Source organism: Embleya sp. NPDC059237 (assembly GCF_042754105.1).
In the GTDB taxonomy this organism is placed as follows: domain Bacteria; phylum Actinomycetota; class Actinomycetes; order Streptomycetales; family Streptomycetaceae; genus Embleya.
The window spans coordinates 519,502-541,047 of the sequence record NZ_JBHZAE010000002.1 but is presented as its reverse complement, the minus strand read 5'-3'; the positions used below and the strand labels follow the sequence as shown (position 1 = coordinate 541,047).

Annotated in this window: 21 protein-coding genes; 11 read left to right on the top strand and 10 right to left on the bottom strand. The window is 72.4% G+C overall.

Annotation, left to right across the window (positions count from 1 at the left end; translation table 11 throughout):
* Nucleotides 1-63: 63 nt before the first annotated feature.
* The 7 genes from ACFXKZ_RS09165 to ACFXKZ_RS09135 form a co-directional block, all read right to left on the bottom strand.
* Nucleotides 64-1,446, bottom strand: a complete 1,383-nt coding sequence (locus tag ACFXKZ_RS09165) for a cytochrome P450 (protein WP_379998106.1) — start codon at nucleotides 1,444-1,446, stop codon at nucleotides 64-66.
* A complete protein-coding gene (locus ACFXKZ_RS09160; RefSeq protein ID WP_379998104.1) occupies nucleotides 1,443-2,063 on the bottom strand; it encodes an ATP/GTP-binding protein in 621 nt (206 codons plus the stop codon). Before ACFXKZ_RS09160 ends, ACFXKZ_RS09165 begins: the two co-directional genes overlap by 4 nt.
* Nucleotides 2,044-2,394, bottom strand: coding sequence for a DUF742 domain-containing protein (locus tag ACFXKZ_RS09155; RefSeq protein WP_379998102.1), 351 nt, complete (start codon nucleotides 2,392-2,394; stop codon nucleotides 2,044-2,046). The genes ACFXKZ_RS09160 and ACFXKZ_RS09155 overlap by 20 nt, the downstream gene beginning before the upstream one ends.
* Nucleotides 2,391-2,798 (bottom strand): roadblock/LC7 domain-containing protein, encoded by a 408-nt coding sequence (locus ACFXKZ_RS09150; protein ID WP_379998100.1) that lies wholly within the window; start codon nucleotides 2,796-2,798, stop codon nucleotides 2,391-2,393. Before ACFXKZ_RS09150 ends, ACFXKZ_RS09155 begins: the two co-directional genes overlap by 4 nt.
* Nucleotides 2,795-4,201, bottom strand: a complete 1,407-nt coding sequence (locus ACFXKZ_RS09145) for a sensor histidine kinase (RefSeq protein ID WP_379998098.1) — start codon at nucleotides 4,199-4,201, stop codon at nucleotides 2,795-2,797. The genes ACFXKZ_RS09150 and ACFXKZ_RS09145 overlap by 4 nt, the downstream gene beginning before the upstream one ends.
* 543 nt (nucleotides 4,202-4,744) lie before the next feature.
* A complete protein-coding gene (locus ACFXKZ_RS09140) occupies nucleotides 4,745-5,329 on the bottom strand; it encodes a septum formation family protein (RefSeq protein WP_379998096.1) in 585 nt (194 codons plus the stop codon).
* Between the two features lie 104 nt (nucleotides 5,330-5,433).
* Nucleotides 5,434-6,036, bottom strand: coding sequence for a CGNR zinc finger domain-containing protein (locus ACFXKZ_RS09135; RefSeq protein WP_379998094.1), 603 nt, complete (start codon nucleotides 6,034-6,036; stop codon nucleotides 5,434-5,436).
* A gap of 358 nt (nucleotides 6,037-6,394) precedes the next feature.
* Between ACFXKZ_RS09135 and ACFXKZ_RS09130 the strand changes: the two genes are divergently transcribed.
* Nucleotides 6,395-6,904 (top strand): hypothetical protein, encoded by a 510-nt coding sequence (locus ACFXKZ_RS09130; RefSeq protein ID WP_379998092.1) that lies wholly within the window; start codon nucleotides 6,395-6,397, stop codon nucleotides 6,902-6,904.
* 67 nt (nucleotides 6,905-6,971) lie between these two features.
* On the opposite strand, the gene ACFXKZ_RS09125 is transcribed toward ACFXKZ_RS09130, so the two are convergent.
* Nucleotides 6,972-7,730 (bottom strand): IclR family transcriptional regulator, encoded by a 759-nt coding sequence (locus ACFXKZ_RS09125; protein ID WP_379998682.1) that lies wholly within the window; start codon nucleotides 7,728-7,730, stop codon nucleotides 6,972-6,974.
* Between the two features lie 363 nt (nucleotides 7,731-8,093).
* On the opposite strand from ACFXKZ_RS09125, the gene ACFXKZ_RS09120 reads away from it, so the two are divergent.
* From ACFXKZ_RS09120 to ACFXKZ_RS09090, 7 genes are all read left to right on the top strand, one after another.
* The gene (locus ACFXKZ_RS09120; protein WP_321170712.1) at nucleotides 8,094-8,201 is read left to right on the top strand and encodes a putative leader peptide; all 108 of its coding nucleotides are present in this window, start codon (nucleotides 8,094-8,096) and stop codon (nucleotides 8,199-8,201) included.
* Between the two features lie 252 nt (nucleotides 8,202-8,453).
* On the top strand, nucleotides 8,454-9,533 hold the full coding sequence (locus tag ACFXKZ_RS09115) for an ABC transporter substrate-binding protein (protein WP_379998091.1): 1,080 nt from the start codon (nucleotides 8,454-8,456) through the stop codon (nucleotides 9,531-9,533).
* Complete coding sequence (locus ACFXKZ_RS09110) at nucleotides 9,526-10,569, top strand: ABC transporter substrate-binding protein (protein ID WP_379998090.1); 1,044 nt, start codon at nucleotides 9,526-9,528, stop codon at nucleotides 10,567-10,569. The genes ACFXKZ_RS09115 and ACFXKZ_RS09110 overlap by 8 nt, the downstream gene beginning before the upstream one ends.
* Nucleotides 10,566-11,447 (top strand): ABC transporter permease, encoded by an 882-nt coding sequence (locus tag ACFXKZ_RS09105; RefSeq protein ID WP_379998088.1) that lies wholly within the window; start codon nucleotides 10,566-10,568, stop codon nucleotides 11,445-11,447. The genes ACFXKZ_RS09110 and ACFXKZ_RS09105 overlap by 4 nt, the downstream gene beginning before the upstream one ends.
* Nucleotides 11,444-12,319: an ABC transporter ATP-binding protein gene (locus ACFXKZ_RS09100; RefSeq protein WP_379998087.1), complete on the top strand. Its 876-nt coding sequence runs from the start codon at nucleotides 11,444-11,446 to the stop codon at nucleotides 12,317-12,319. Before ACFXKZ_RS09105 ends, ACFXKZ_RS09100 begins: the two co-directional genes overlap by 4 nt.
* Nucleotides 12,320-13,234 carry an ABC transporter substrate-binding protein gene (locus ACFXKZ_RS09095; protein WP_379998084.1) on the top strand — a complete coding sequence of 305 codons (915 nt, stop codon included), beginning with the start codon at nucleotides 12,320-12,322 and terminating at the stop codon, nucleotides 13,232-13,234.
* Entirely contained in the window at nucleotides 13,231-14,310 is a 1,080-nt protein-coding gene (locus ACFXKZ_RS09090; RefSeq protein WP_379998081.1) for an LLM class flavin-dependent oxidoreductase, read from the top strand. The genes ACFXKZ_RS09095 and ACFXKZ_RS09090 overlap by 4 nt, the downstream gene beginning before the upstream one ends.
* Before the next feature lie 59 nt (nucleotides 14,311-14,369).
* On the opposite strand, the gene ACFXKZ_RS09085 is transcribed toward ACFXKZ_RS09090, so the two are convergent.
* The gene (locus ACFXKZ_RS09085; RefSeq protein ID WP_379998079.1) at nucleotides 14,370-15,161 is read right to left on the bottom strand and encodes an SDR family NAD(P)-dependent oxidoreductase; all 792 of its coding nucleotides are present in this window, start codon (nucleotides 15,159-15,161) and stop codon (nucleotides 14,370-14,372) included.
* A 138-nt stretch (nucleotides 15,162-15,299) separates the two neighbouring features.
* On the opposite strand from ACFXKZ_RS09085, the gene ACFXKZ_RS09080 reads away from it, so the two are divergent.
* From ACFXKZ_RS09080 to ACFXKZ_RS09070, 3 genes are all read left to right on the top strand, one after another.
* Nucleotides 15,300-15,905, top strand: coding sequence for a TetR/AcrR family transcriptional regulator (locus tag ACFXKZ_RS09080; protein ID WP_379998077.1), 606 nt, complete (start codon nucleotides 15,300-15,302; stop codon nucleotides 15,903-15,905).
* A 61-nt stretch (nucleotides 15,906-15,966) separates the two neighbouring features.
* Nucleotides 15,967-16,662: a glycerophosphodiester phosphodiesterase gene (locus ACFXKZ_RS09075; protein ID WP_379998075.1), complete on the top strand. Its 696-nt coding sequence runs from the start codon at nucleotides 15,967-15,969 to the stop codon at nucleotides 16,660-16,662.
* A gap of 361 nt (nucleotides 16,663-17,023) precedes the next feature.
* Nucleotides 17,024-18,931, top strand: a complete 1,908-nt coding sequence (locus ACFXKZ_RS09070) for a serine/threonine-protein kinase (RefSeq protein WP_379998073.1) — start codon at nucleotides 17,024-17,026, stop codon at nucleotides 18,929-18,931.
* Nucleotides 18,932-18,943: 12 nt separating this feature from the next.
* Here the strand turns inward: ACFXKZ_RS09070 and ACFXKZ_RS09065 are convergent, their stop codons facing one another.
* Nucleotides 18,944-21,541 carry a right-handed parallel beta-helix repeat-containing protein gene (locus tag ACFXKZ_RS09065; protein WP_379998071.1) on the bottom strand — a complete coding sequence of 866 codons (2,598 nt, stop codon included), beginning with the start codon at nucleotides 21,539-21,541 and terminating at the stop codon, nucleotides 18,944-18,946.
* Nucleotides 21,542-21,546 lie beyond the last annotated feature (5 nt).

Genomic DNA, 21,546 nt, shown 5'->3' with positions numbered 1-21,546 from the left:
GTCGGGCCCGCCCGGGGTTCGGGAGGTGATCGAGCGCCGGGGGGCGGCCCGGCGCTCGCCGGGTCAGCCGAAGAGCCACGTGCTCAGCCGCGACCACCATGTGGAGGGCAGCGGCGGGAGCGGCGGCTCCGGCGGGCGGGTCGTGTGGTCGGCGGCGCGGGCGGGGCGGACCCACTCGGCGGGTTCCACCAGGGGTACCGGGGTGAAATCGACCGGCAGCGAGGTCAGGTAGCGGGCCCAGGTGGCGGCGTGCCAGGCGGGCGGCTGGTCCGGGTGGGCCAGTCGGATGTCGGGCAGTCGGCTGTTGAGGGTGTCGATCGCGGTGTCGGTGATGGCCCGGCCGATGTCCTGTCCCGGGCACAGGTGCGCGCCGCCGCTGAACGCCAAGTGGGCCCGGTTGTGGTGGACGGGCACGGTGAGGTCGGTACGGATCTGCGGGTCGACGTTGCCGGCCATCACGCCGAGCACCAGCAGGTCGCCGGCCCGGATCCGCCGCCCGCCCAGCTCGGTGTCGACCAGCGCCCAGCGACCCGGGATGACCCACAACGGTGGTTCGTCCCACAGGACCTGCTCGACGGCGTCGGGCAGGCTCAGCCGGGCGCCGGCCAGCGAGGCGGCGAACCGGTCGTCGGTGAGCACCACCCGCAGGGTGTTGGCGATCAGCGCGATGGTCAGTTCGTTGGCGGCGACCATCACGAGCCTGAGGTGGTGCAGCACCTCGTCCTCGGACAGCCGGTTCGGGTGCTCGATCAGCCAGGACGGGAAGTCGGCGGCCGGCTCGCGGCGTTTGCGGTCGGCCAGATCGCGCAGCGTCTGCAGGATGAACTCGTTGGATTCCAGGGCGCGTTCGCTCTGCATCATCAACTCGGCGCTGGCCTGCACCAGTTGCGGACCCATCTCGTCGGGCAGTCCGTACAGCTGCGCGATGACGAGCATCGGCAACTGCTGGGCGAACTGGGCGACCAGGTCGGCGTGGCCGTCGGCGGCGATCCGGTCGATCAGGTCGTGCGACAGGCGTTGCACGTGTTTGCGGATGCCGCGCCGGTCGAACCGGTCCAGACTCTCCGTGACCACCGAGCGCAACCGCTGGTGTTCGGCGCCGTCGCTGGAGACGCAGTCGGGGCGATACTCCATGATCGGCAGGATCGTCGCGTCCGGCGGGATCCGGCCCTCGCGCCAGTCGCGCCAGTTGCGCGCGTCCCGGGAGAACCGGCTCGGCGTGCGCATGACCTCGAGATTCTCCCGGTAGCCGAGCACCAGCCAACCGGGGAAATCGCCGTCGACCAGGATCGGGGCGACCGCCCCGTATTCGGCGCGCAGTCGTTCGTACGCGGCACCCGGATCCGCGATGGTCTCCGGACCGTACAACCGCGTGATGCCCTCGGTGGCCGTCGCGCCCGCGTGCGCGGGGCAACCGGGCGGCGGAACGGGGGGAGGAGCGGTCATGGCGTCTCCCGGTTCGTGGTGAGCGTGTGGAGGTATTGCATGAGCGCCATCAGCACATCCCGGCTGGAACCTCGGTCGCGAGCGTCGCAGTCGACCATCGGTACGGTGTCGTCGAGGTCGAGCGCGCCGCGCAGTTCGTCCATGGAGTAGATCGGCGACTCGGGGAACGTGTTGATCGCGACCACGAACGGCACGCCGCGATCCTCCAGGCGGCCCATCACGTCGAAGCACACCTCCAGGCGCCGGGTGTCGACCAGCACCACGGCGCCCAGCGCCCCGTCGAACAGGCCGTTCCACAGGAACCAGAAGCGTTCCTGCCCGGGGGTGCCGAACAGGTAGAGCACCAGGCGCTCGTTGAGGCTGATCCGGCCGAAGTCCATCGCCACCGTCGTGGTGGTCTTGGCCTCGACGCCCGCGAGGTCGTCGATGCCGACGCCCGCCTGGGTCATCGTCTCCTCGGTGGTGAGGGGACGGATCTCGCTGACCGCGCCGACGAGGGTGGTCTTGCCGACCCCGAATCCGCCGACGATCACGACTTTGACCGCGGCGGCGGCCGTCGCGGGCAGCATGTCCTCGGGACGCGGCCCGACGAGGGTCTCAGAGCCGTTGTAGTCCATGCATCACCGCCTTGAGGAGATCGATGTCGGGCAACGACGCGGCCGGGATCGGGGCCCGGGCCTCCAACTCGCCCGCGGTCACCATGTCCGCGAGCACCAGGGTCAGGACGCTGGTGGGTAACCGCATGTGGGCGGAGATCTCCGCCATCGACAACGGTTGTTCGCACATCCGCACGATCGCGGCGGGCTCGGGGCCCATCCCGCGGGTGGGTGTGTGCTTGGCGACGAACAGCGTCACGAGGTCCAACCGGCCGGGGTCGTCCGGGTTCTCCCCGACCAGGTACAGCCGTTCGGGGTAGGGAACGCGCCGTGTGCGCCGCGGCACGGTCACGGGAAGGCCCCGTCGTGGCGTGGCGGACTGGTGAGGTGTTCGCCGATGCGGATCACCAGGTCGCGCATGCGGTGGCCGAGCAGGCCGGTGTCCACCTGTCCGTCGGCGAGCACCGCGAGGTAGGCGCCGGCGCCGGCGGCCATCATGTAGAAGTAGCCGCCGTTGACCTCGATCACCACCAGCCGCATCCGCCCGTCCCCCTTGGGGAATTCGGCGGCCACCGCGGCGGCCAGGCTCTGCAGGCCGGCGCACGCGGCGGCGAGCCGGTCGGCGGTGTCGGCGGCGGTGTTGTGCTGGGCCATCCGCAGGCCGTCGGCGGACAGCAGCACGATGTAGCGCGTGAAGGGCACGCTCTTCGCGAGGTCGGAGAGCATCCAGTCCATGTTGGGTCGGTACGCCGTCATCGGTATCCCCCGTCGTCCCACGAGTTTTCGCCCGTCTCGGATCGTCGTTCCTTGGGCGGCGGTTCGCCGTTGATGCCGCTGAGGAAGGCGTCCAGGCCCAGTCCCGGCGGGGTCTCGTCGACGCTCGGGGCGGCGGCGGGAGTCGTCGGCTTGGCCGCGCGGTGTCCGCGCGTGCCACCGGCGCGGGGCACCGTACCCAGGCCGCGTCGGCGGCGCTGGGGCAGACCGTTCGCGCCGAACTCGGTGTGCGCCGGCGTCTCGGTCATCAGGTCGTGCAGGGACGGGAGTTCGTCCAGGTGCGACAGATGCTCGGGCATCGGGTACATCGGCGGCACGTTCGCGGTGATCTGGTTCTGCGGGATGACCACGACGGCGCGCACGCCGCCGTAGGCCGACGGACGCAACATCACCTTGAAGTTGTAGGTGTGCGCGAGGCGGGCCACCACGGTCAGGCCCAGCCGGGGGGTCTCGCCCAGGTCGCCGAGGTTGAGTGCGTCGCCGTCCAGGGACAGGATGCGCTCGGCGCGGCGGCGGGCCTCCTCGCTCAGGCCGACGCCGGCGTCCTCGATCTCGACCGCGATGCCGCTCTGCACCTCGGTCGTGCTCAGGTGCACGGTGGTCGAGGGCGGCGAGTATCGGGTGGCGTTGTCGAGGAGTTCGGAGATCGCGTGGATCAGCGGTTCGACGTGCTGGGCGATCACCGCGACCTCGACGACCGACGACAGTTTGACCCGGCGGTAGTCGAGGATGCGCGACATCGCGCCGCGCAGCACGCTGTACATGCCGATGTCGGTCTCCCACTGGCGGCCCGGGCGGGCGCCGCCGAGCACCGCGATGCTGTCGGCCATGCGGCCGATCAGCGCGTTGCCGTGGTCGAGGTGGAGCAGGTCGCGGAAGACCACCGGGTCGTCGCCGTGCCGGTCCTCCATGTCCCGCATGTCCTGGGCCTGTTGGTGGATGGTGGCCTGGACGCGGCGGGCGATGTTGACGAACGCGCGCTGGGCGGACTCGCGCAGGTCCTCCTCGGCGCTGACGGTGTCGATCACCGAGCGGATCACGTTGCGGTGTGCGATGGCGAACTCGGTCGGCTCCTCGGGGTGCGGCGCGACCTTGCGCATCACCTCGGGCACCGGTTCGCCCATCTGCAGTCGGCCGATCGCCTCGGGCAACATCTCCTCGGAGAGCCGGATCATCTCCGACTCCTGCTCGGCGAGTCGGCGGCGCAGGCCGATCTGTTGCTGCTGGAGCCTGGTGTGCAGTTGTGTGATCGTGCGCCCGCGCCTGCCCGCCTCCGCGGCGCACACGGCGACGGCGACGGTCGCGAGTCCGCCGCACAGGGCCACCGCCGGGCGGGCCTGGTCGGAGACCGCGGCCACGGCCGCGGCCGCGCACACGGCTGTCACGAGGAAGGGGAGGATCCAGACGAGGGCCGGCCGTCGGCCTCCGGGGGACGATCCAGCGAGAACCATCGGCATCCTCGAAAAAGGTCGGAATCGAATCGTGCGGGTGTCCTGCGGACCGCTCGGCGGATCGGGCCGCCGATGGCAAGTTCTGGTGCGCTCGCGGCCGGTGCCGGTGCCCGAAGGGCGATCCGAGCCACCGTCGCGGGCGCCAGGCTACGCGGATGCTCGGGGCGGATCGGTTGTGTGGCTCACAAGCCCCTCGAACGGGTGAATCCGGTCCGAAGAGGCCATCGATCATCGCGGACGCGATAAGGAATCGCGGCCGATTCCCGTCGTCCGTCGGCCGGTTCACGACGGTGGGTGGCAGCTGGTTCGCGACCGCCGGCGGGGGTGGGTTCGCGGTCGCCGGCACGGGCCGATTCGCGACCGCCGGCAGAGGTGGGTTCGCGATCGTGCGCGAGGGGCGCCCGACATGCCGCAGCCGACCCCGCCCGGGGACACGGGCGGGGTCGGCTGCGGTCGGGAACGGTGCGGCGTGCCGCGTTACTTCAGCGGCGCGGTCAGGGGTGTGCCGTCGGTGCGCTTGAGCAGGCAGGTCAGGTCCCGGTCGTGCTCATTGAGCCAGCTGCCGGACGTGGGTCGAAACGACAGCTTCGACAGCTCGATGGTGCTGTTGCGGCCGGCGGCGCCCGAGGTCAGCTCCGTGCACTTCGCGGTGATCTCGTCCTTGAACTTCATGCTCGTCGGAGGCAGCGAGTCGGGGATGGTGTACTCGCCCACCACCTCGGCGTCGTGCGGTGTGGTGCACGCGACGGTCAGGACGTCCTCGCCCTTTTGGTTGATGCAGTCGCCCTTGTGCAGCTTGACCATCTTGACCCGGCCCGGGCTGCTGATCGGGTTCGCGGTGCCGGCGGGCGGCCTGCTCGCCGACGGGTCGGTCTTCGCGGGCAGCGTCGGAGCCGGGGGCATCGTGATGATCGGGGGTTTGGACGCGGTCGCGGCCGGGGCGCTCTTGGGGTCCTTCTTGTCGTCGCTCTTGCCGAGGCAGCCGGACAGCAGCGTGGTGGCGACCAGGACGGCGGCCGCGGCGCCCGCGGAGCGCGTGTGGAGCAGGGACGGAACGCGCATGGAAGATCTGAGCCTCTCGCTGGGGATTCGCCCAGAGTCTTTCGGAGGCCGGCATTCCGGTCTTCAGGGGAGTCCCTTGTCTCCTGTGTCTCCTGTGGACGGGGTCAGCCGTCGACGGGTGGGTTCTTGCTGCGCCGGTAGTGCCGGGCCACGCGGGCGCGGTTGCCGCATCCCGCCGAGCACCATTCGCGGCGCGGGTTGTTCCGGACGAAGTGCAGGATGCAGCCCGGGCCGTGACAGGCCCGCAGTTCGGTGCGGTCCGGGCCGGTGAGCAGGTCGACGGTGGCGCCGGCCAGTTCGGCCAGGACCGCGGTGATCGGGTCGGCCTCGGTGCGGGTGACGGCGGTCGGCCAGGTGAGCTCGCGCCACTGCGGGGCGGCGCGGGTATAGGTGTTCAGCCGCTCGACGGTGTCGGCGGCCGGCACGGTGTCGGTCATCGCGGCGGTGAGCAGGGCGCCGACGCAGTCGCGCAGGTCGAGGGCGCGGGCCAGGTCGTGCGCGTCCACGGCGAGCAGCGCGGCCTCGGACGGCGGGTTGCCCAGGCGCGGTGCCATGTCGCGCAGCCAGGCGGCCAGGTGCGCGGGCTCGGCCAGCCCCTCGTGCGGCGTGCCCCGTACCGCGTAGCGCGTATTGGCCAGCTCCACCGGCAGCGGTTCGCCGAGCAGGGGGGCGCCGCCGGGGTCGAGGTCCGCGATTCGTGTGCTCACGAAACTAATGCTACCGGGTCACGATATCCATGTGGATGGTCGTGGGGGTTGGGGGTGGGGACGGCCGCGGATCCGGGGGATGTGACGAGGGAGACATTTGCGGGGAACGAGTTGCGGGCCGGGTTGGTTCCCCGGTCCGAGGGTGGGTTCGGGGGGGGATTTTGTTCGGTTATACGGGGGTTTGTCGGGCCTGTTTCGGGCTCACGGGCGACGGTTTCGACCCCTGGCGGGCCTCCCTGTGGGGGGTGGGGCCAGCCCTACCCACAGAGGGAAGTGAGCACCATGGGGAATGTGTTGCCGAATCCCTAGGTTGGATCTGTCGGACCGAGGGGGTCCGCAGGGGGCCGAGGAGAGTCACGTGAACAACCGCAGCCGGGTCGCAGGACAGGACACCGCCAACTCGACGGCCCCCGGCACGGTCGCCTCCTTCGTTCGATTCGTGGTCTTCGGCGGGGGTACGGGACTGGCCTCCAGCGCCGCGCTCGTCGCGCTGAACGGGACCCTGCCGCTCGTCGTCACCAACGCCGTGGTCACCGCGGCCGGCACCGTCCTCGCCACCGAACTGCACAGCCGGTTCTCCTTCCGCGCGGGTCGGGCAAACCTCAAGGCGCACGTCCAGGCGGGCGGTTCGGCCCTGGTGGCCTACCTGTTCACCACCGCCGCGATGCTCGGGCTGCATGCGGTCCAGGCGGCGCCGAGCATCATGGTCGAGCAGGCCACCTACCTCACCGCCTCCGGTGTGGCGGGTCTGGCCCGGTTCGTGTTCCTGCGGCTCGCGGTGTTCGCCCGCCCGAGGGGCGCGTCGACCGTCACCTCCACCACCCGCACCCGCGTGCTGGGTCGCGACGCGCTCGTCGCCGCCGCCTGACCGATACTTCTCGGGCCCGCCCCGACTCCCGCTGCGCGGGGGGCGAGGCGGGCCCTTCGGTGTGCGCCTACTCGGCGGGCAGTCCGGACTCGCGCAGTCGGCGTCGGTGCGGCGGGAGCAGCAGTACCTCCAGGGCGTCGGCGCACGCCTGGGCCCGGTCGCGGAACCACGGGATGCGCTCGTCGGTCATCACCGCGGGGGTGGAGCGCACGGCGAGTGCGGCGTGCGCGTGGCCGGCGCGGTTCAGGATCGGTACGGCCAGGGTGCGTACCCCCGGTACCGACTCGCCGTCGTTGAGCGCGTAACCGATCGCTCGCGCCGCGTCCAACTGGGCCTGCAGCGCGACCGGGTCCACGATCGTGCGGTCGGTCTGCGGGGCGAGCGGGAGCAGGGGGGCCAGGCCGCCGTCGGCCGGGTCGGCCCAGGCGAGCAGGACCTTGCCCAGCGCCGTCGAGTGCAGCGGTCGGCGCAGGCCCAGGCCGGTGCCGGGCTGGACCGAGCTGCCGACCAGGACCAGGGCGTGCCGGCCGCTGCGGATGGCCAGGTCGGACGTCGCCGACGTGCGTCGGGACAGCTGTTCCAACTCCGGGGCGGCGTGGTGCAGGCCGCGCTGGTGGTAGGCCAGCAGACCCAACTCGGCGACCACGGGACCGAGGCGGTAGCGGCTGGTGCGGTCGTCCTGGTCCAGGAAGCCCGCGCCGACCAGGGTCCGGGCGAGCCGATGCGCGGTGGACACCGACAGGCCCAGGCGGCGGGCGATGTCCGACGCGCTCAGGTCGGTGCCGCCGGCCCGGAAGCAGTGCAGGATGCCGAGGGCGCGCTGCACGGCCTGGGCGCCGGAGGGGGCGGTCGCCGGGCGGGGCGGGTCGGCGGTGTGCGAAGCGTCCGGGGCGGCGGCCGGCTCGGGTGTGGCGACCGGTTTGTGCGTGCCGGCAGGCCCGGGTGTGCCGGCGGGCTCGTGCACCGGGATCTTCGGAGTCTTCACTGGCTTCCCCAACTCGCCGTTCGACAGGCGGTTTTCACCATACGGCAAGGGCGTGGACCACTCCGCGCCACGGGGCGCGTCGGAGAGCGACGAGACATCCCACATCGTGGGAAGGTTTGATCGGGTGGCGCGGATCGTGCCAGGATCCACCCCGATGCGCCATTCGGCGCACCCGTGCCGGACGAATGCCGTGAGGAGGCCCGCGTGTCCGCAGTCGCGTCGTACACCGCGCCGCTCGCCGGCGTCCGGGCGCTGCTCACCAGCCGCCGGCACATCGACCTCGCGCGCGTCTCCAGCGCCGGCTGTCGCTGACCCGACCCGCGTTTCCTCGGGGCTTCCGGCTCGTCTTCCTTGACGGGTCCCTGCCCGACCCGGTGATGCCTTCGGTCCGCCCCGGTTTCGACCCGCGCGTCGGGTAGGTCTCGCCGATCCCTGTGTTCCACCCCCTTCTTGCCTCTTCTTGCCTCTTCCTTGCCCGGACCGGTTCGGTCCCGGGTCGATCCGCGCCGTGTCGAACCGGGCGCGGGTCCCGTCGACGCCTCGAACGCGAACGGAAGTATTCCCATGACCGCCCTGACCGGCGCACGCCCCGACGAGCTGTGGTTCACCCGTTGTCCCGTCCCCACCGCCACCGGCATCGCGGCCGATCTGGGCCTGCTCGACGCCGAGTTCGCGGCCGAGGGGATCACCGTGCGGTCGCTTCAGGACGTCTCGGCCGATGTCGCCGCCGACCACCACTACACGCACGCGCTGCCCGGACTGTTCCGCGAGGGCGGCAACGTACCCGCGCTGTGGGCGCGTTCGCGCGGTGAGGAGACCCGGCTGGTCGGGCTCACCTGGATCGAGGAGCGCCAGGCGATCCTGGTCCGGGCGGAGAGCGGGATCGCCTCGCCGGAACAGTTGCGCGGACTGCGGCTGGCCGTGCCCCGGCACGACATCGCGATCGACTTCTGGCGGGCGATGGCCCTGCACGGCTTCGCCGGCGCGTTGTCCCTGGCCGGCGCCACCCTGGCCGACGCGCGCCCGGTCGAGGTGCCGGCGGCGCGTGGGAGCGGGCAGTGGGAGGCCGAATTGGCCGCGCTGAGCCGGGGCGTGGTGGACGCCGTCTACGTCAAGGGCGCGTTGGCCGTGGAGGCGGCCGTCCGGTACGGCGCGGTGGTCGCGGTGGACCTGGACGCGGTGCCGGACCGGGCGGTGCGGATCAACAACGGGACGCCGCGACCGATCACCGTGCACCGCGAACTGCTCGACCATCATCCGGAGTTGGTCGCCCGGTTCCTGGCGGTCCTGGTCGAGGCGGCCGACTGGGCGCCGGAGCATCCCGCCGAGGTGGCCCGGATCCTGGGCGCCGAGACCGGCGCGGGCGCGTTCGGGGTGGCCGGTGCGTACCGCGAACTCGGCCCGGACACGCTCCGGATCGACCTGTCCGCCGAACGCCTGGACCTGCTCGCCCGGCAGGAGCGGTTCCTGTTCGAACAGGGCTTTTTGGCCGGGCCGGTGGACGTACCGGCCTGGGCGGATCCCGAACCACTGCGGCTGGCCCGCGAACTCGCCGATGTCCGCGCTCGTGCCCGCGCCCGCGCCACGCACCCGAACGACCCCGCACCGTCTCGCATATCACCGCTGGAGGTTCCCCATGAGTAGCCGGCCCCCTCGCCGCACCCGACTGTTGTCCGCGGTCGCGCTCGCGACCGCGACGCTGATCGCGCTGACCGGCTGCGGCTCCTCCTCGAAGGACACCAAGGCGTCGGCGGCGAGCGGCGGCGGCAAGAGCGACATCACGCTGCGGATTCCCGACCCGGGCAACAACGGGGTACTGGCCCGGGGCAAGAAGGACGGCTCGCTGGACGCGGCTCTGGCCAAGGTCGGCGCCAAGGTCTCCTGGACCGGCAGCGCGGGCCCGTTCGCGCCGGCCGCCCAGGCGATCAACGCGGGACAACTCGACGTGGCGCTCGGCTCGATCACCTCCGCCGTGGCCGCACTCGGGCAGAAGCCGAGCTTCAAGCTGTTCGGCGCCACCGCCCCCGACCTGGCGGGCGAGGGCATCCTGGTGAAGAGCGACTCGAAGATCCACTCGATCCAGGACCTGGTCGGCAAGAAGGTGGCCTGCTCACAGGGCGGCACCAGCGAATACCTGCTGCTCGCCGCGCTCGAACAGGCGAAGATCCCGGCCGACAAGGTGGAGCGGGTCTATCTGCGGGCCGACCAGACCGCGCCGGTGTTCGCGGCCGGACAGGTGGACGCCTGGGCGACCTGGGCCACCTACTCGGTACCGGCCCTGGCCTCGGGCAATGCCCGCTTCCTGGCCGACGGGCGCGCGCTGGGCTCGGACAACTACTCGGTCTGGGCGGTGCGCAACGCGTTCGCGGACAAGCATCCCGACGTGGTCAAGGCGTTCTACACCTACCTGCACGACGCCGGCACCAAGGAGATCGCCGACCCCGCCGCGTACATCAACGTCTTCACCGACTCCGGACCCACCGCCTACGGCGCCGAACCCAAGCGCATCCAGACCGACTTCACCCGGCAGGGGGCGACGGTGGAGCCGATCCGGCCCGCCGACGTGGAGCGCTTCGGCAAGGTGGCCCGGTTCTTCCAGGACCAGAAGGTCACCCAGACCCTCGTCGACGTCAAGCCACACCTGCTCGACGTCGAGACCCTCCCGGGGGCGACCGGATGAGCGCGCCCACGGTGATCGAGGCGCAACCCCGGGTGATCGAGGCCGAATCCCCCGAGCGTGAGTACCCCGGCCTGGTCGCCCCGCGTCCGCGCATTCCGCGACCGCGGCCGCGCTTTCTCAGCCCCGCGCTGCGCGCGATCGGACCGCTCGCGCTGATCGGCGGCTGGGCCTGGGCCTCGCACAGCGGGGCGCTCAGCCCCGATCTGCTCGGCTCGCCCGCCGACGTGGTGCACGCCGCGCGCGAGATGTGGGACAACGGGCAACTCCCCGACGCGTTGCGGGTGTCACTGGGTCGCGCCGGCCTGGGCCTGGTGTTCGGGCTGACCATCGGCCTGGCCCTGGGCGTGCTCACCGGCTTCTCCCGGCTCGGTGAGGAACTGCTCGACTCCTCCGTGCAGTTGCTTCGCACCGTGCCCTTCCTCGCGCTGGTCCCGCTGTTCATGGTCTGGTTCGGGATCGGCGAGTCGGCCCGGGTGATCCTGATCGCGGTGGCCACGGCGTTTCCGATGTACGTCTCCGCGTCCGGCGGGGTGCGCAACGTGGATCGCAAACTGGTCGAGGCGATGCGCAGCTTCGGTGTCGGTCGGCTCGCGCTGGTCCGCGAGGTGGTCCTGCCGGGCGCCTTGCCCGCGCTGCTCTCGGGGCTGCGCCTGTCCATGACGCTGAGCGTGATCGCGCTGATCGCGGCCGAGGAGATCAACTCCACGGCGGGGATCGGATATCTGATGAGCCAGGCGCAGAGCTTCTCCCGCACCGACATCCTCACCGTCTGCATCCTCGTCTACGCGATCCTGGGCCTGCTCGCCGACGTGATCGTGCGGATCCTGGAACGGGTGCTGATGCCGTGGCGCGGCCAGGGTCAGGGGGCCGGCCGATGAGCGCCGAGACCGCCGTGCATCTCGCGGGCCTGCGGCGGGTGTTCGGAACCCGGGCCGTGCTCGACGGCGTCGATCTGGACATCGCGCGGGGCGAGTTCGTCGCGCTGCTCGGCGCCAGCGGCACCGGCAAGACCACGCTGCTGCGCATCCTGGGCGCACTCGATCGGCACGACGGCGGCACGGTGCTGGTTCCGGAGGCTCGCACGATCGTTTTCCAGGAGCCGCGTCTGGTGCCCTCCAAGCGGGTGTTGGCCAATGTGGTGGTGGGGCTGCCGAGGGGGCGGGCCACCCGGGAGATCGGCCTGCGCGCGCTGACCGAGGTGGGCCTGGAAGGGCACGCCGCGGCCTGGCCCGCGACGTTGTCCGGCGGCGAGGCACAACGTGTGGCGCTGGCCCGGGCGTTGGTGCGCGAGCCGGAACTGCTGCTGCTCGACGAGCCGTTCGCGGCGCTGGACGCGCTGACCCGGATGCGCATGCAGGACCTGGTGGGCGAGCTGTGCCGGGTGCACCGGCCCGCCGTGCTGTTGGTCACGCACGACGTCGAGGAGGCGATCCGGCTCGCCGACCGGGTCGCGGTGCTGCGCGACGGCAATCTGGTCACCGACGAGATCGTCGCCGTGGACCGACCGCGCGACCCGACGGATCCGGCCTTTGCCGCGCTGCGGCGGCGGCTCCTGGCGGACCTGGGAGTCCGGGTCGCGGACGGGCCGGCCAAGGTGCCCGCCGCCCCGACGGTCCCTGCGGCTTCCCTCCCGGTCGCCACGACGCCGCCCACGGTCCCCTCGGCCTCCGTCACGGCCGCCCCGACCGCTTCCCCCACGACTTCCGCCACGACGTCCGCCACCGTCCCGTCCACGTCCGGAGTGATCTGAATGACCGTCACCATCGGTGTCCACGGCAGCAATCCGTCGTTGTACCTGCTCGCCCGACTGGGCATCCTCGAACGTGCCCTCGAACCGCTCGGCGAGACGGTGACCTGGTTGCCCGTGGAGGGCACCCGGGTGGGCGAACTGCTCGGCGCCGGCACGATCGACTTCGGTGGCACGGGGTCGACGCCGCCGATCGTCGGGCAGGCGCAGGGCCACGACCTCGTCTATGTCGCGGTGTCCGCGCCGCGGCCCGGCCACGGCGCGCTGTTGGTCGCGGACGAGGGCCCGGTGCGCACCACCGCGGATCTCAAGGGCGGCACGGTCGTGCTGAGCATCGGGTCGTGGCAGACCCACTTCGTGGCCAAGGCGTTGAACGACGTCGGCCTGTCCTACCGGGACGACATCACGCCGTTGCGGCCGGCGGCGGGCCAGGACCAGGCGGCGCGGCTGCGCGCCGGCGAGATCGCCGGGTGGGTCGCGCAGGGCCCCGAACTGGTCGCCGCGCGCCGCGAGTCGGGCCTTCGGGTGCTGCACCGCGTCGGCGACGTGATCACCGACCGCTCGGTGTTCTTCGCCCGCCGCGCGTTCGCCGAGGAGCGCTCGGAGGTCGTCGCGACGGTGGTGGCCGCGCTGCGCGAGGCCGACGCCTGGGCGGTGGCACATCCGGAGGAGGCGGCCGAACTGCACGCGGCCGAACTCCCGGGCACCCGGGCCGATTGGGCCGAGGCGCTGGCGGCGCTGCCGTGGCGGCTGGAGCCGATCCCGGAGTCGTTCATCGCCGAACAGCAGGAGGCCGCCGACATCTTCGCGACCAACGGGTTCATCGACCGCCCGATCACGGTGGCCGATGCCCAGGCGGCGGCGTTGTCCGCGCCGGTGGCCCGGGTGCTCGCGCCGGCGGACGGTGCGGGCCGATGAGTCCCGAGGTGTTGTGGTACGTGATCCCGCGCGAGGGACCGTATCCGTGGGAGCCCGCCGGGCGGCGGCCGGTGGACCTGGCCTACCTCCAACAACTGGGCGGCGCGGTCGATCGGTTGGGCTTCAGCGGGGCGCTGCTCGCGACGGATCTGTACGACGTGTGGTCGCTGGGCAGTGTGCTGGCCGCGGCGGCGCCGACGTTTCGGCCGTTGCTCGCGGTGCACCCCGGATTGATCGCGCCGACGTTGCTGGCGAAGATGGCGCTGAGCTTCGAGGCGCTGTTCGGCCCGGGGCGGTTGCGGTTCAACGTGGTCAACGGCTCGACCGAGGCACTGCGCGAGTACGGGCTGCATCTCGAACACGACGAGCGGTACGAACTCAGCGCCGAATACTGGGACATCGTCAAGCGACTCACCGCGGGCGAGGTCTTCGACCACAAGGGCACGTTCTACGACCTCAAGCAGGCCGGCGCCGGGCTGCGCGAGTTGCATCGGGTCGGCGGGCACGTACCGCTGTGGTTCGGTGGCTCGTCCCCGGCCGGGATCGAGATGGCCGCCGAGCATGTCGATGTGTATCTGACCTGGGGCGAACCGCCGCACCAGCTTGCGGAGAAGCTGGCGAAGGTGCGCGAGCGGGCGGCGGCACACGGGCGTTCGTTGCGGATCGGGCTGCGGCTGCACCTGATCGTCCGGGAGCGCGAGGACGAGGCCTGGGCGGCGGCGGACCGGTTGCTGGAGGTGACCAGTCATGCGACGTACGCCCGGCAGCTGGGTCAGGCAGCCGATGCCGACGGGGTGGGCTGGGAACGGCAGTTCCGCCAGCACGGGGGCCGGGTTCCGGCGCGGGCCCGGGAGTTGGAGGTGTCGCCGAACCTGTGGCCCGGGATGGGCCTGTTCCGGCCGGGGCCCGGCACGGCCGTGGTCGGCAGTACGGCCCAGGTGATCGAGCGGTTGCAGGAGTTCGAGGCGCTGGGCGTGGATACCTTCATCCTCTCCGGCAATCCGCTCCTCGAGGAGGCGTATCGCATCGGCGAGACGGTGTTGCCCGCGCTCGGGGTGCGGCCCCGGGTGGGGTGAGCGGCGGCATCGATCGTGCGGGCCGGTGCGGCCGATCGCACCGGCCCGCCCCCGGGGGTTCAGGCCGCCTTGAGCGCGCCCCCGTCGACGAGGTGGTCCGTGCCGGTGACGCTGCCGGCGAGCGGGGAGGCCAGGTAGGCGACCGCGGTGGCCACCTCGGCCGGGTCGACGAAGCGGCCGGTGACCATGCCCGACGCGCCGGGCAGGGCGTCGAGCAGCTGCTCGTGGGACAGGCCCATGGACGCGGCCAGTTGGGCGCCGTAACCGTCCGGCGCCTCCCACATCGCGGTGCGCACCGGACCGGGGGAGACCGTGTTGACCCGGACGCCGCGCGGGCCGAACTCCTCCGCGACGGCCTTGCCGAACGCGGTGAGCGCGGCCTTGGCGGTCGTGTACGGCACCGGCCCGCTGTGCGGCACCCGGCCGCCGAGCGAGGAGATGTTCACGATCGTGCCGCGCGTGTCGACCAACGCAGGCAGCGCGGCCCGGGTGGTGCGTACGCCGGCCAGGAAGTTCAGCTCGAACGAGGCGAGCCACTGCTCGTCGGTGAAGCTCAGGAAGCCGCCGGTCTGCGACTCGCCGCCGGCGTCGCCCCCGCCGACGTTGTTGACCAGGACGTCGAGCCGGCCGAACTCGGTGAGGGCCCGATCGACCAGGCGGCTCGGGCCGTCGGGTCGGGCCAGGTCGACGGCCATGGTCATGGCGCCGGTGGCGGCCAACTGCGGGGTGATCGTGCGCGACGCGGCCAGGACCCGGGCCCCTTCGGCGACGAGCGTGGACACGATGGCGAGCCCGATGCCGCGGCTCGCGCCGGTCACGAGGGCGACCTTGTCGGTGAGGCGCAGGTCCATGAGAACTCCTTGGTGGGCAGCCGGCGGCGATGGTTATCGACGACCGACATGCTGCTTCGGTGATGCATTGAACCTAGAACATGCATCACTGATGTTGCAAGTATGAGCCGACCGGCGTCGTTGCCGTACAGTTCGAAGGTGACTTCCCCAACAGATGGAACCGGTGGCCGAGCGCGACCGCTGCGCGCGGACGCGGAGCGGACCGTGCGCGCGATCCTGGAGGCCGCCGAGCGGGTCCTGAGCGCCAACCCCTCGGCCACGATGGAGCAGATCGCCGAGGCCGCCGGCGTCGCGCGGACCACCGTGCACCGGCGCTTCGCCACCCGCGAGGCGCTGATCGTGGCGATGACCCGGTGGGCCACACAGCAGTTCCACGACGCGGTGACGGCGGCGCGGCCGGACGCCACGCCGGCGGCGGTGGCGCTGTACCAGGTGACCGCGAACGTGTTGCGGGTCAAGATCGCGTGGGGCTTCGCGATGAACGCGCTGCGCACCGACGACCCCGAGGTCGCGCACCTGCACACCGACGTGCTCGATCGGTGCGATCGGCTCTTTCGCCGGGCACGCGAGAGCGGGCTGTTGCGTCCGGAGGTGGACCTCGACTGGACCCGACGCGTCTACTACGCGCTGATCCACGAGTCGGCGCAGGACGACCGGGGCGAGGACGCGGACGTGCTCGCGACCCGGATCGTGGACACCCTGCTGCGCGGATTCGGCGCCTCCGGCGGGCCCTCGACGCGATGAACCCGGGGTGGGCGCGGCGCGTGTACGGTGTGCCCGCCGGTCCCCGATCGAGAGGTTTGTCGTGACCCTGGCCGTGGCCCACCGAGGCGATCCCCGACGCTACCGGGAGAACACCCTGCCGTCGTTGTCGAGCGCGCTGGAGCGCGGGGCCGACCTGGTCGAGATCGACCTGGAGGTGACCCGGGACGGACACCTCGTACTGCTGCACGACGCGACGCTGCGCCGGTTGTGGTGGCGCAACGCGCGGGTGCGCGAGTTGACCCTGGCCGAGGTCCGGGAGATCGGCCGGCGCGGGAAGTATCGGGTGCCGAGCTTCGACGAGGCGTTGGACCTGATCAAGGGCGGCCCCGGCGGGCTGATGGTCGACTTCGGCGAGATCGAACTGGCCGGTCCCGCGACCGAGGCGGTCGCCCGGCACGGGCTGAACGAGCAGATCCTCTACGTCGGTGGACCGGTCGCGATGGGCATGGTCCGCGAGCATGCGCCCGAGGCCCACATCGGGCTCAGCGGCGACTCGTTCGCGCGAGTGCCGGGCGAGGACGTGCTGCGCACGCTCCGGCCGGAGTACATCAACCTGCGCTGGCGGGCGTACGACGCGGAGTCGGTGGCGCGCTGCCACGCGGACGGGTACGGCGTGAGTGCCTGGACGGTGGACTCGCCCCGGGTGATGCGCAGGCTGTTGGACATGGGTGTGGACATGATCATCAGCAACCGGATCGGCCGGTTGCTCGACGTGGTGGCGGCACGGCGCGGCTGAGCGGTCGGCACGGCGGGGGCTCCGGCTCCGCCGTCGGCCGGACGAGGGTTCGGGTGTGGGTGATCGCCCCGGGGCGGCCGATCAACCGCGATCCGCGCCCGGTTGGGCCGGTGGGGCGGGGGTTGGCGCGGCGGTGGTGTAGAGGACCTCGCGGGCCTGCTCGGCGGCGAAGTTCGACAGCGACCGGCGATGACCGGGCGGGCCGCCGCCGCGGCCGGTCCTGTCCCGGGGCGGTTCACCACCGACACCACGTCGGGGTACGCCGCCCCGTGGGCGTTCGCCGGCCGCCTCGGCGAGGGATCTGCCCACGATGCGGCCGGCGGTAGCTGTGGTGGGAGTCCTGATTTGTAGGGTGTGCCGCATGACCCCGGGTATACCTGGCAGACGCGTGATCGACGGCCGCTTCGAGTTGCTGGAGCGGCTCGGTGGTGGCGGCATGGGCTTGGTCTGGCGGGCGCGCGACCTGGCGCTCGAGCGCGACGTCGCGCTCAAGGAGGTCCGGCCGCCCGACCCGGCACTCCTGGAGGACGATCCCACTGCCGCCCGGATGTTGCGCGAGCGGGTGTTGCGCGAGGCCAGGTCGCTGGCCCGGCTGAACCACCCGCACGTGGTGACGATCCATCACATCGTGGACGCCGCCGAGGTCCCGCACCCGTGGCTGGTGATGGAACTGGTCCCCGGCGGATCCCTGCACGACCGGCTGGCCAACGGACCGATCGCCCCGGCCGAGGCCGCCGCGATCGGTCGGGGCGTACTGTCCGCGCTGAGCGCCGCGCACGCGGCCGGGATCCACCACCGCGACGTGAAGCCGGGCAACGTACTGCTGCGCGCCGACGGCAGCCCGGTCCTGACCGACTTCGGCATCGCCGCGCTGCGCGAGTCGACCAGCCTGACCGCGACCGGGGACCTGATCGGCTCGCCCGAATACATCGCGCCGGAGCGCATTCGCGGCGAGGAGGACAACGCCGCGTCCGACCTGTGGTCGCTCGGGATGATGTTGTACGTGGCGGTGGAGGGGGAGCACCCGCTGCGCCGCGCGACCAGCCTGGCCACGCTCGCCGCGGTGCTCACCGAGACGGTGCCGGCGCCGGTTCGCGCGGGGGCCTTGCGGCCGGTGCTGGAAGCGCTGCTCGTGCGGGATCCGGCGGCCCGGCCGGACGCCGCGCAACTGGACGCGCTGCTCGCGGCGGCCGCGGGTGCGCCGGGGGCGCGGCCCTCGTCGCAGCACACGACCTCGGCGCTGCCGGTGGCCGACGCCCTGGCCTGGCAGCCGGGCGACCTCGGCGGTGGTCGGGCGGTCGACTCGGGGTCGGACTCCGGTTCCGGCTTCGATGCCGCGTTCGGGACCGATACCGGTTCGCGGTCCGGGCCCGTGTGGGCGGGAGCGGATCGGGTCGGGCCCGCATGGGCGGGGGCGGATCGGGTCGGCGCAGGACCGAACTCCGGTTCGTTTCAGGGGGCTTCGGCGGACTCCTCGGGCGAGGTGCCGGTCGGGTCGGCGGCGCCGGCCGGGTCGCCCGGAGGAGGCTCGCCGTACGGTTCGGCGTTTACCCCGGCGACGCCCGAGTCGGCCGCCCGGCAGCGGGCCCGGCGCAACCGGATCGTCGGTGGATCGGTGGTCGCCACGGCCCTGGTCGGCACGCTGGTCGCGGTGCTCCTGGTGTCCCAGCTCCGCGACTCGGGGTCGGACGCGGCCGGGGGCGGGGCCAAACCAGCGGCGACGGGACCGAACATGTCGCCGCAGACGTCCGGGAGTTCGTCGGACGAGCGGACCGAACCGGACGAGCGCGCGTCGCCGAGCGCTTCCGCCACCAAGCCCGCCGCGGACCCGGTGAACCTGATGACGCCGGCCGGCGTGCGCCGCGTCATCGACTCGATGAAGCCGGTCATCGGCGGGACCCGGGTCAAGTCCATCAATCTCTACGACGACTACGCGTCGATCGAGGCACCGGTGCCCGGCAACGCCCGTCTCCAGGACCGCTATTCCTACCGCAAGGGGGAGACCACGAAGGACACCGGTTCCGGTCGCACCGATCGTGACGACAAGACCATCGACCTCACGAAGGTCAACTGGGACGCGTTGCCGGCGCTGATGGCCAAGGCCGAGAAGGAACTCGGCATCACCACGCCGAAGAACCGCCACGTCAATGTGGACCTCGGGCTGATCGACCGGGTGGCGACGTTGAAGGTGTACGTCTCCGACGACTACGGTTCCGGCTATCTGCGGGCCGACCTGGACGGCAAGGTGCTCAAGATGTACCCGCGCTGAACCCCGCCCGTGCTATGAGGCCAACGACGTCGGCAGATCCGCGACCTCCAACGCGATCAGCTGGGCCGCGTCCGGGTGTTCGAGTTCGGCGACCCGGCCGGCCTGGCGCTCCGTCATCTCCTGGAACGCCTGGCGGGCCGAACGCCCGTTGCCGAAGCCACCACCCCGGGACATGCCGGCGAACAGCGCGAGCAATTCGGTGCGTGCGGCGGGGGTGAGCTCGTAGCGGTGCCGTTCGGCCTGGTGCTCGACGATGGCCACCAACTGCTCGGCGTCGTAGTCCTCGAAGAGCAGCGTGCGGGTGAACCGCGACGCCAGGCCCGGGTTGGACGACACGAAGCGGTCCATGTCGTCGGGATATCCCGCCGCGATCACCACCACGTCGTCCCGGTGATCCTCCATCAGCTTCACCAACGTGGCGATCGCCTCGGAGCCGAAGTCGTTGCCGCCCGCGAGCGGGGAGAGCGAGTACGCCTCGTCGATGAACAACACGCCGCCGATCGCCCGATTGAACGCGGCGGCGGTCTTGGGCCCGGTGTGGCCCACGTATTCGCCGACCAGCGCACTGCGGTCGACCTCGACCAGATGCCCGTGGCCGAGCAACCCGAGCGCCTTGAGCAGACGGCCGTACAGCCGGGCCACCGTGGTCTTGCCGGTGCCCGGGTTGCCCGCGAAGACCAGGTGCCGGCTCAGCGGCGGCGCGGGCAGCCCGGCCTCGACCCGCAACCGAACCGTCTGCATCAGCTTGGCCATCGACGCGACATCGCGCTTGACGCCGTCCAGGCCGACCAGTTCGCCGAGTTCGGCCAGCAGGTCGGTCAGCTTCTCCTCGACCACCTCGGGCCGATCCGGCTCCGGCGGTGCGGCGGCCGGGCCCGGCCCGACGCCCGCGATCGCCGCGGGGGCCGGTTGCGTGCCGGACACCACGCCGCCGAGCGCCGGATCGCAGTCGTCGAACACCGGCGCGGCCTCCGGGTCGGTGCTCAGGTCGTCCGTACAGTCGCGCAGCCGACAACGCCGGAACAGCGGATCCGCGCCGCCGCCCACGTGCAGCGCGGCGTAGCCCGCGCCGACCACATCGCAGCCGGTGTAGGTGCCGCCGGCCTGCTCGGCCACGAACAGCCCGTTCTTGCCCGGGCGTTCGATCCGCACCCCGTGCACCGTCGGCCGGGCGCCGGTCCACACCACCAGCCCCGACCCGGTGCAGTCCTCGATCGAGCCGCCCGCCAACTCGGCCCGCGAACCCGCGTCGAACACGATGCCCGCCGCACCGGCGCCGGTGACCCGGTTGCCGGTCAACTCGGCGACACCCTCGCCGGTCACCTCGATCCCGGTGCGCCCGGCGGCGCGCACCGTACATCCCGACACCCGCGACCCGGTGGGCGATGCGATGCCGATCCCGGTCGTGGTGTCCGCGACCAGGCAGCCGGAGAGCGCGGCCGTGGAGCGGCCGGTGATCGCGATCCCGCTCATCGCGGCGGCGGAGACCGTGCAGTCGGTCAGCTCGACCCGGGCGGTGTCCGCGGTGTGCACGCCGTGTTCGGGAGTGCCCACCACCCGGCAGTCGGCCAGTTTGAGAACGGCTGTCCCGGCCGCGTGGATCGAGCCGAAACCGGAGTCGAGGATGCGGCAGTCGGTCAACTCGGCCGCCGCGTCCTCGGTGAGCAGCACCCCGTTGGTCGCCGAGCGGCGCACCGCGCAGCCCTGCGCGAGCACCCGCGCGCTGCCGTCGAGCACGATGCCCGCCGCGGCGGCGTCCAGGATCCGACAGTCGGTCAGTTCGGCCCGCGCGCTGCCGCCGAGCCGAATCCCGGCCGCGCCGGGCGCGCTGACCCGGCTCTCGCTGGCGGCGGCAGAGGAGGCGTCCTCCAGGAGCAGGCCCACCCGCCCGCAGCCGTGCAACACCGAGTCGGACAGGCGCAGTACGGCCCGGCCGCGCAGCCGGATCCCGGAGCCTGAGGTGGCGTCCAGGCGCAGCCGGGCGATGCCGACCCGGGCGCTGCCGGAGACCACGATCCCGGTGCCCTCGATCGTGCCCACCTCGACGTCCTCCACCCGGGCCCGCGCATCGCCGGACACGTGCAGTCCCGCGAGCCGCGCGCCGGTCACGCGCGTGCCGGTGAGCAGCAGCGCCGAGGTGGTGCCGCCGGCCGTCGGCGGCGCGTCCAAGTCCGGGTCGGCGCCCTCGGGTTCGTCCCGATCGGGCCCGCCGCGCACCTCGATCCGACCGCCCCGGACCGCGCAATCGGCCACGATCAGGCCCGCGCCCGGACCCACGCTGACCGCCGGCGCGTCGCCGCCCGCGCCCTGCACGGTCAGCCCGCGCACCGCGCAGTCCGCCGCGTCGACCGTGATCGCCGGCCCCTCGGCACTCGCGGTCAGCACCACCTCGCCCCCGCCCGGTTCCGGACACAGCGTCACCGACCGGGCCAGTACCAGGGACTCGGTGTAGTGGCCGGCCTCGATCAGGACGGTCGCCCCCGGCGAGGCGGCCCGTACCGCGTCCGCGATCCGGCGGTGCGCGCCCCGGCCCTTGGCAGCCACCCGCACGGGCGCCGGCCCGGCGCCGCCGGTGTGCCGCTCGACGCTCGACATCTGTGCGCTACGCACCTTCG

Coding starts and splice junctions, on each gene's coding strand:
- ACFXKZ_RS09150 (WP_379998100.1), bottom strand. CDS start 2,798: ATGACGGCGTACCGACCCAACATGGACTGGATGCTCTCCGACCTCGCG.
- ACFXKZ_RS09165 (WP_379998106.1), bottom strand. CDS start 1,446: ATGACCGCTCCTCCCCCCGTTCCGCCGCCCGGTTGCCCCGCGCACGCG.
- ACFXKZ_RS09085 (WP_379998079.1), bottom strand. CDS start 15,161: ATGGACCTGCGCCTCACCGACAAGGTCGCCCTCGTGACCGGCGCGAGC.
- ACFXKZ_RS09100 (WP_379998087.1), top strand. CDS start 11,444: ATGAGCGCCGAGACCGCCGTGCATCTCGCGGGCCTGCGGCGGGTGTTC.
- ACFXKZ_RS09090 (WP_379998081.1), top strand. CDS start 13,231: ATGAGTCCCGAGGTGTTGTGGTACGTGATCCCGCGCGAGGGACCGTAT.
- ACFXKZ_RS09095 (WP_379998084.1), top strand. CDS start 12,320: ATGACCGTCACCATCGGTGTCCACGGCAGCAATCCGTCGTTGTACCTG.
- ACFXKZ_RS09160 (WP_379998104.1), bottom strand. CDS start 2,063: ATGGACTACAACGGCTCTGAGACCCTCGTCGGGCCGCGTCCCGAGGAC.
- ACFXKZ_RS09110 (WP_379998090.1), top strand. CDS start 9,526: ATGAGTAGCCGGCCCCCTCGCCGCACCCGACTGTTGTCCGCGGTCGCG.
- ACFXKZ_RS09105 (WP_379998088.1), top strand. CDS start 10,566: ATGAGCGCGCCCACGGTGATCGAGGCGCAACCCCGGGTGATCGAGGCC.
- ACFXKZ_RS09140 (WP_379998096.1), bottom strand. CDS start 5,329: ATGCGCGTTCCGTCCCTGCTCCACACGCGCTCCGCGGGCGCCGCGGCC.
- ACFXKZ_RS09070 (WP_379998073.1), top strand. CDS start 17,024: ATGACCCCGGGTATACCTGGCAGACGCGTGATCGACGGCCGCTTCGAG.
- ACFXKZ_RS09115 (WP_379998091.1), top strand. CDS start 8,454: ATGACCGCCCTGACCGGCGCACGCCCCGACGAGCTGTGGTTCACCCGT.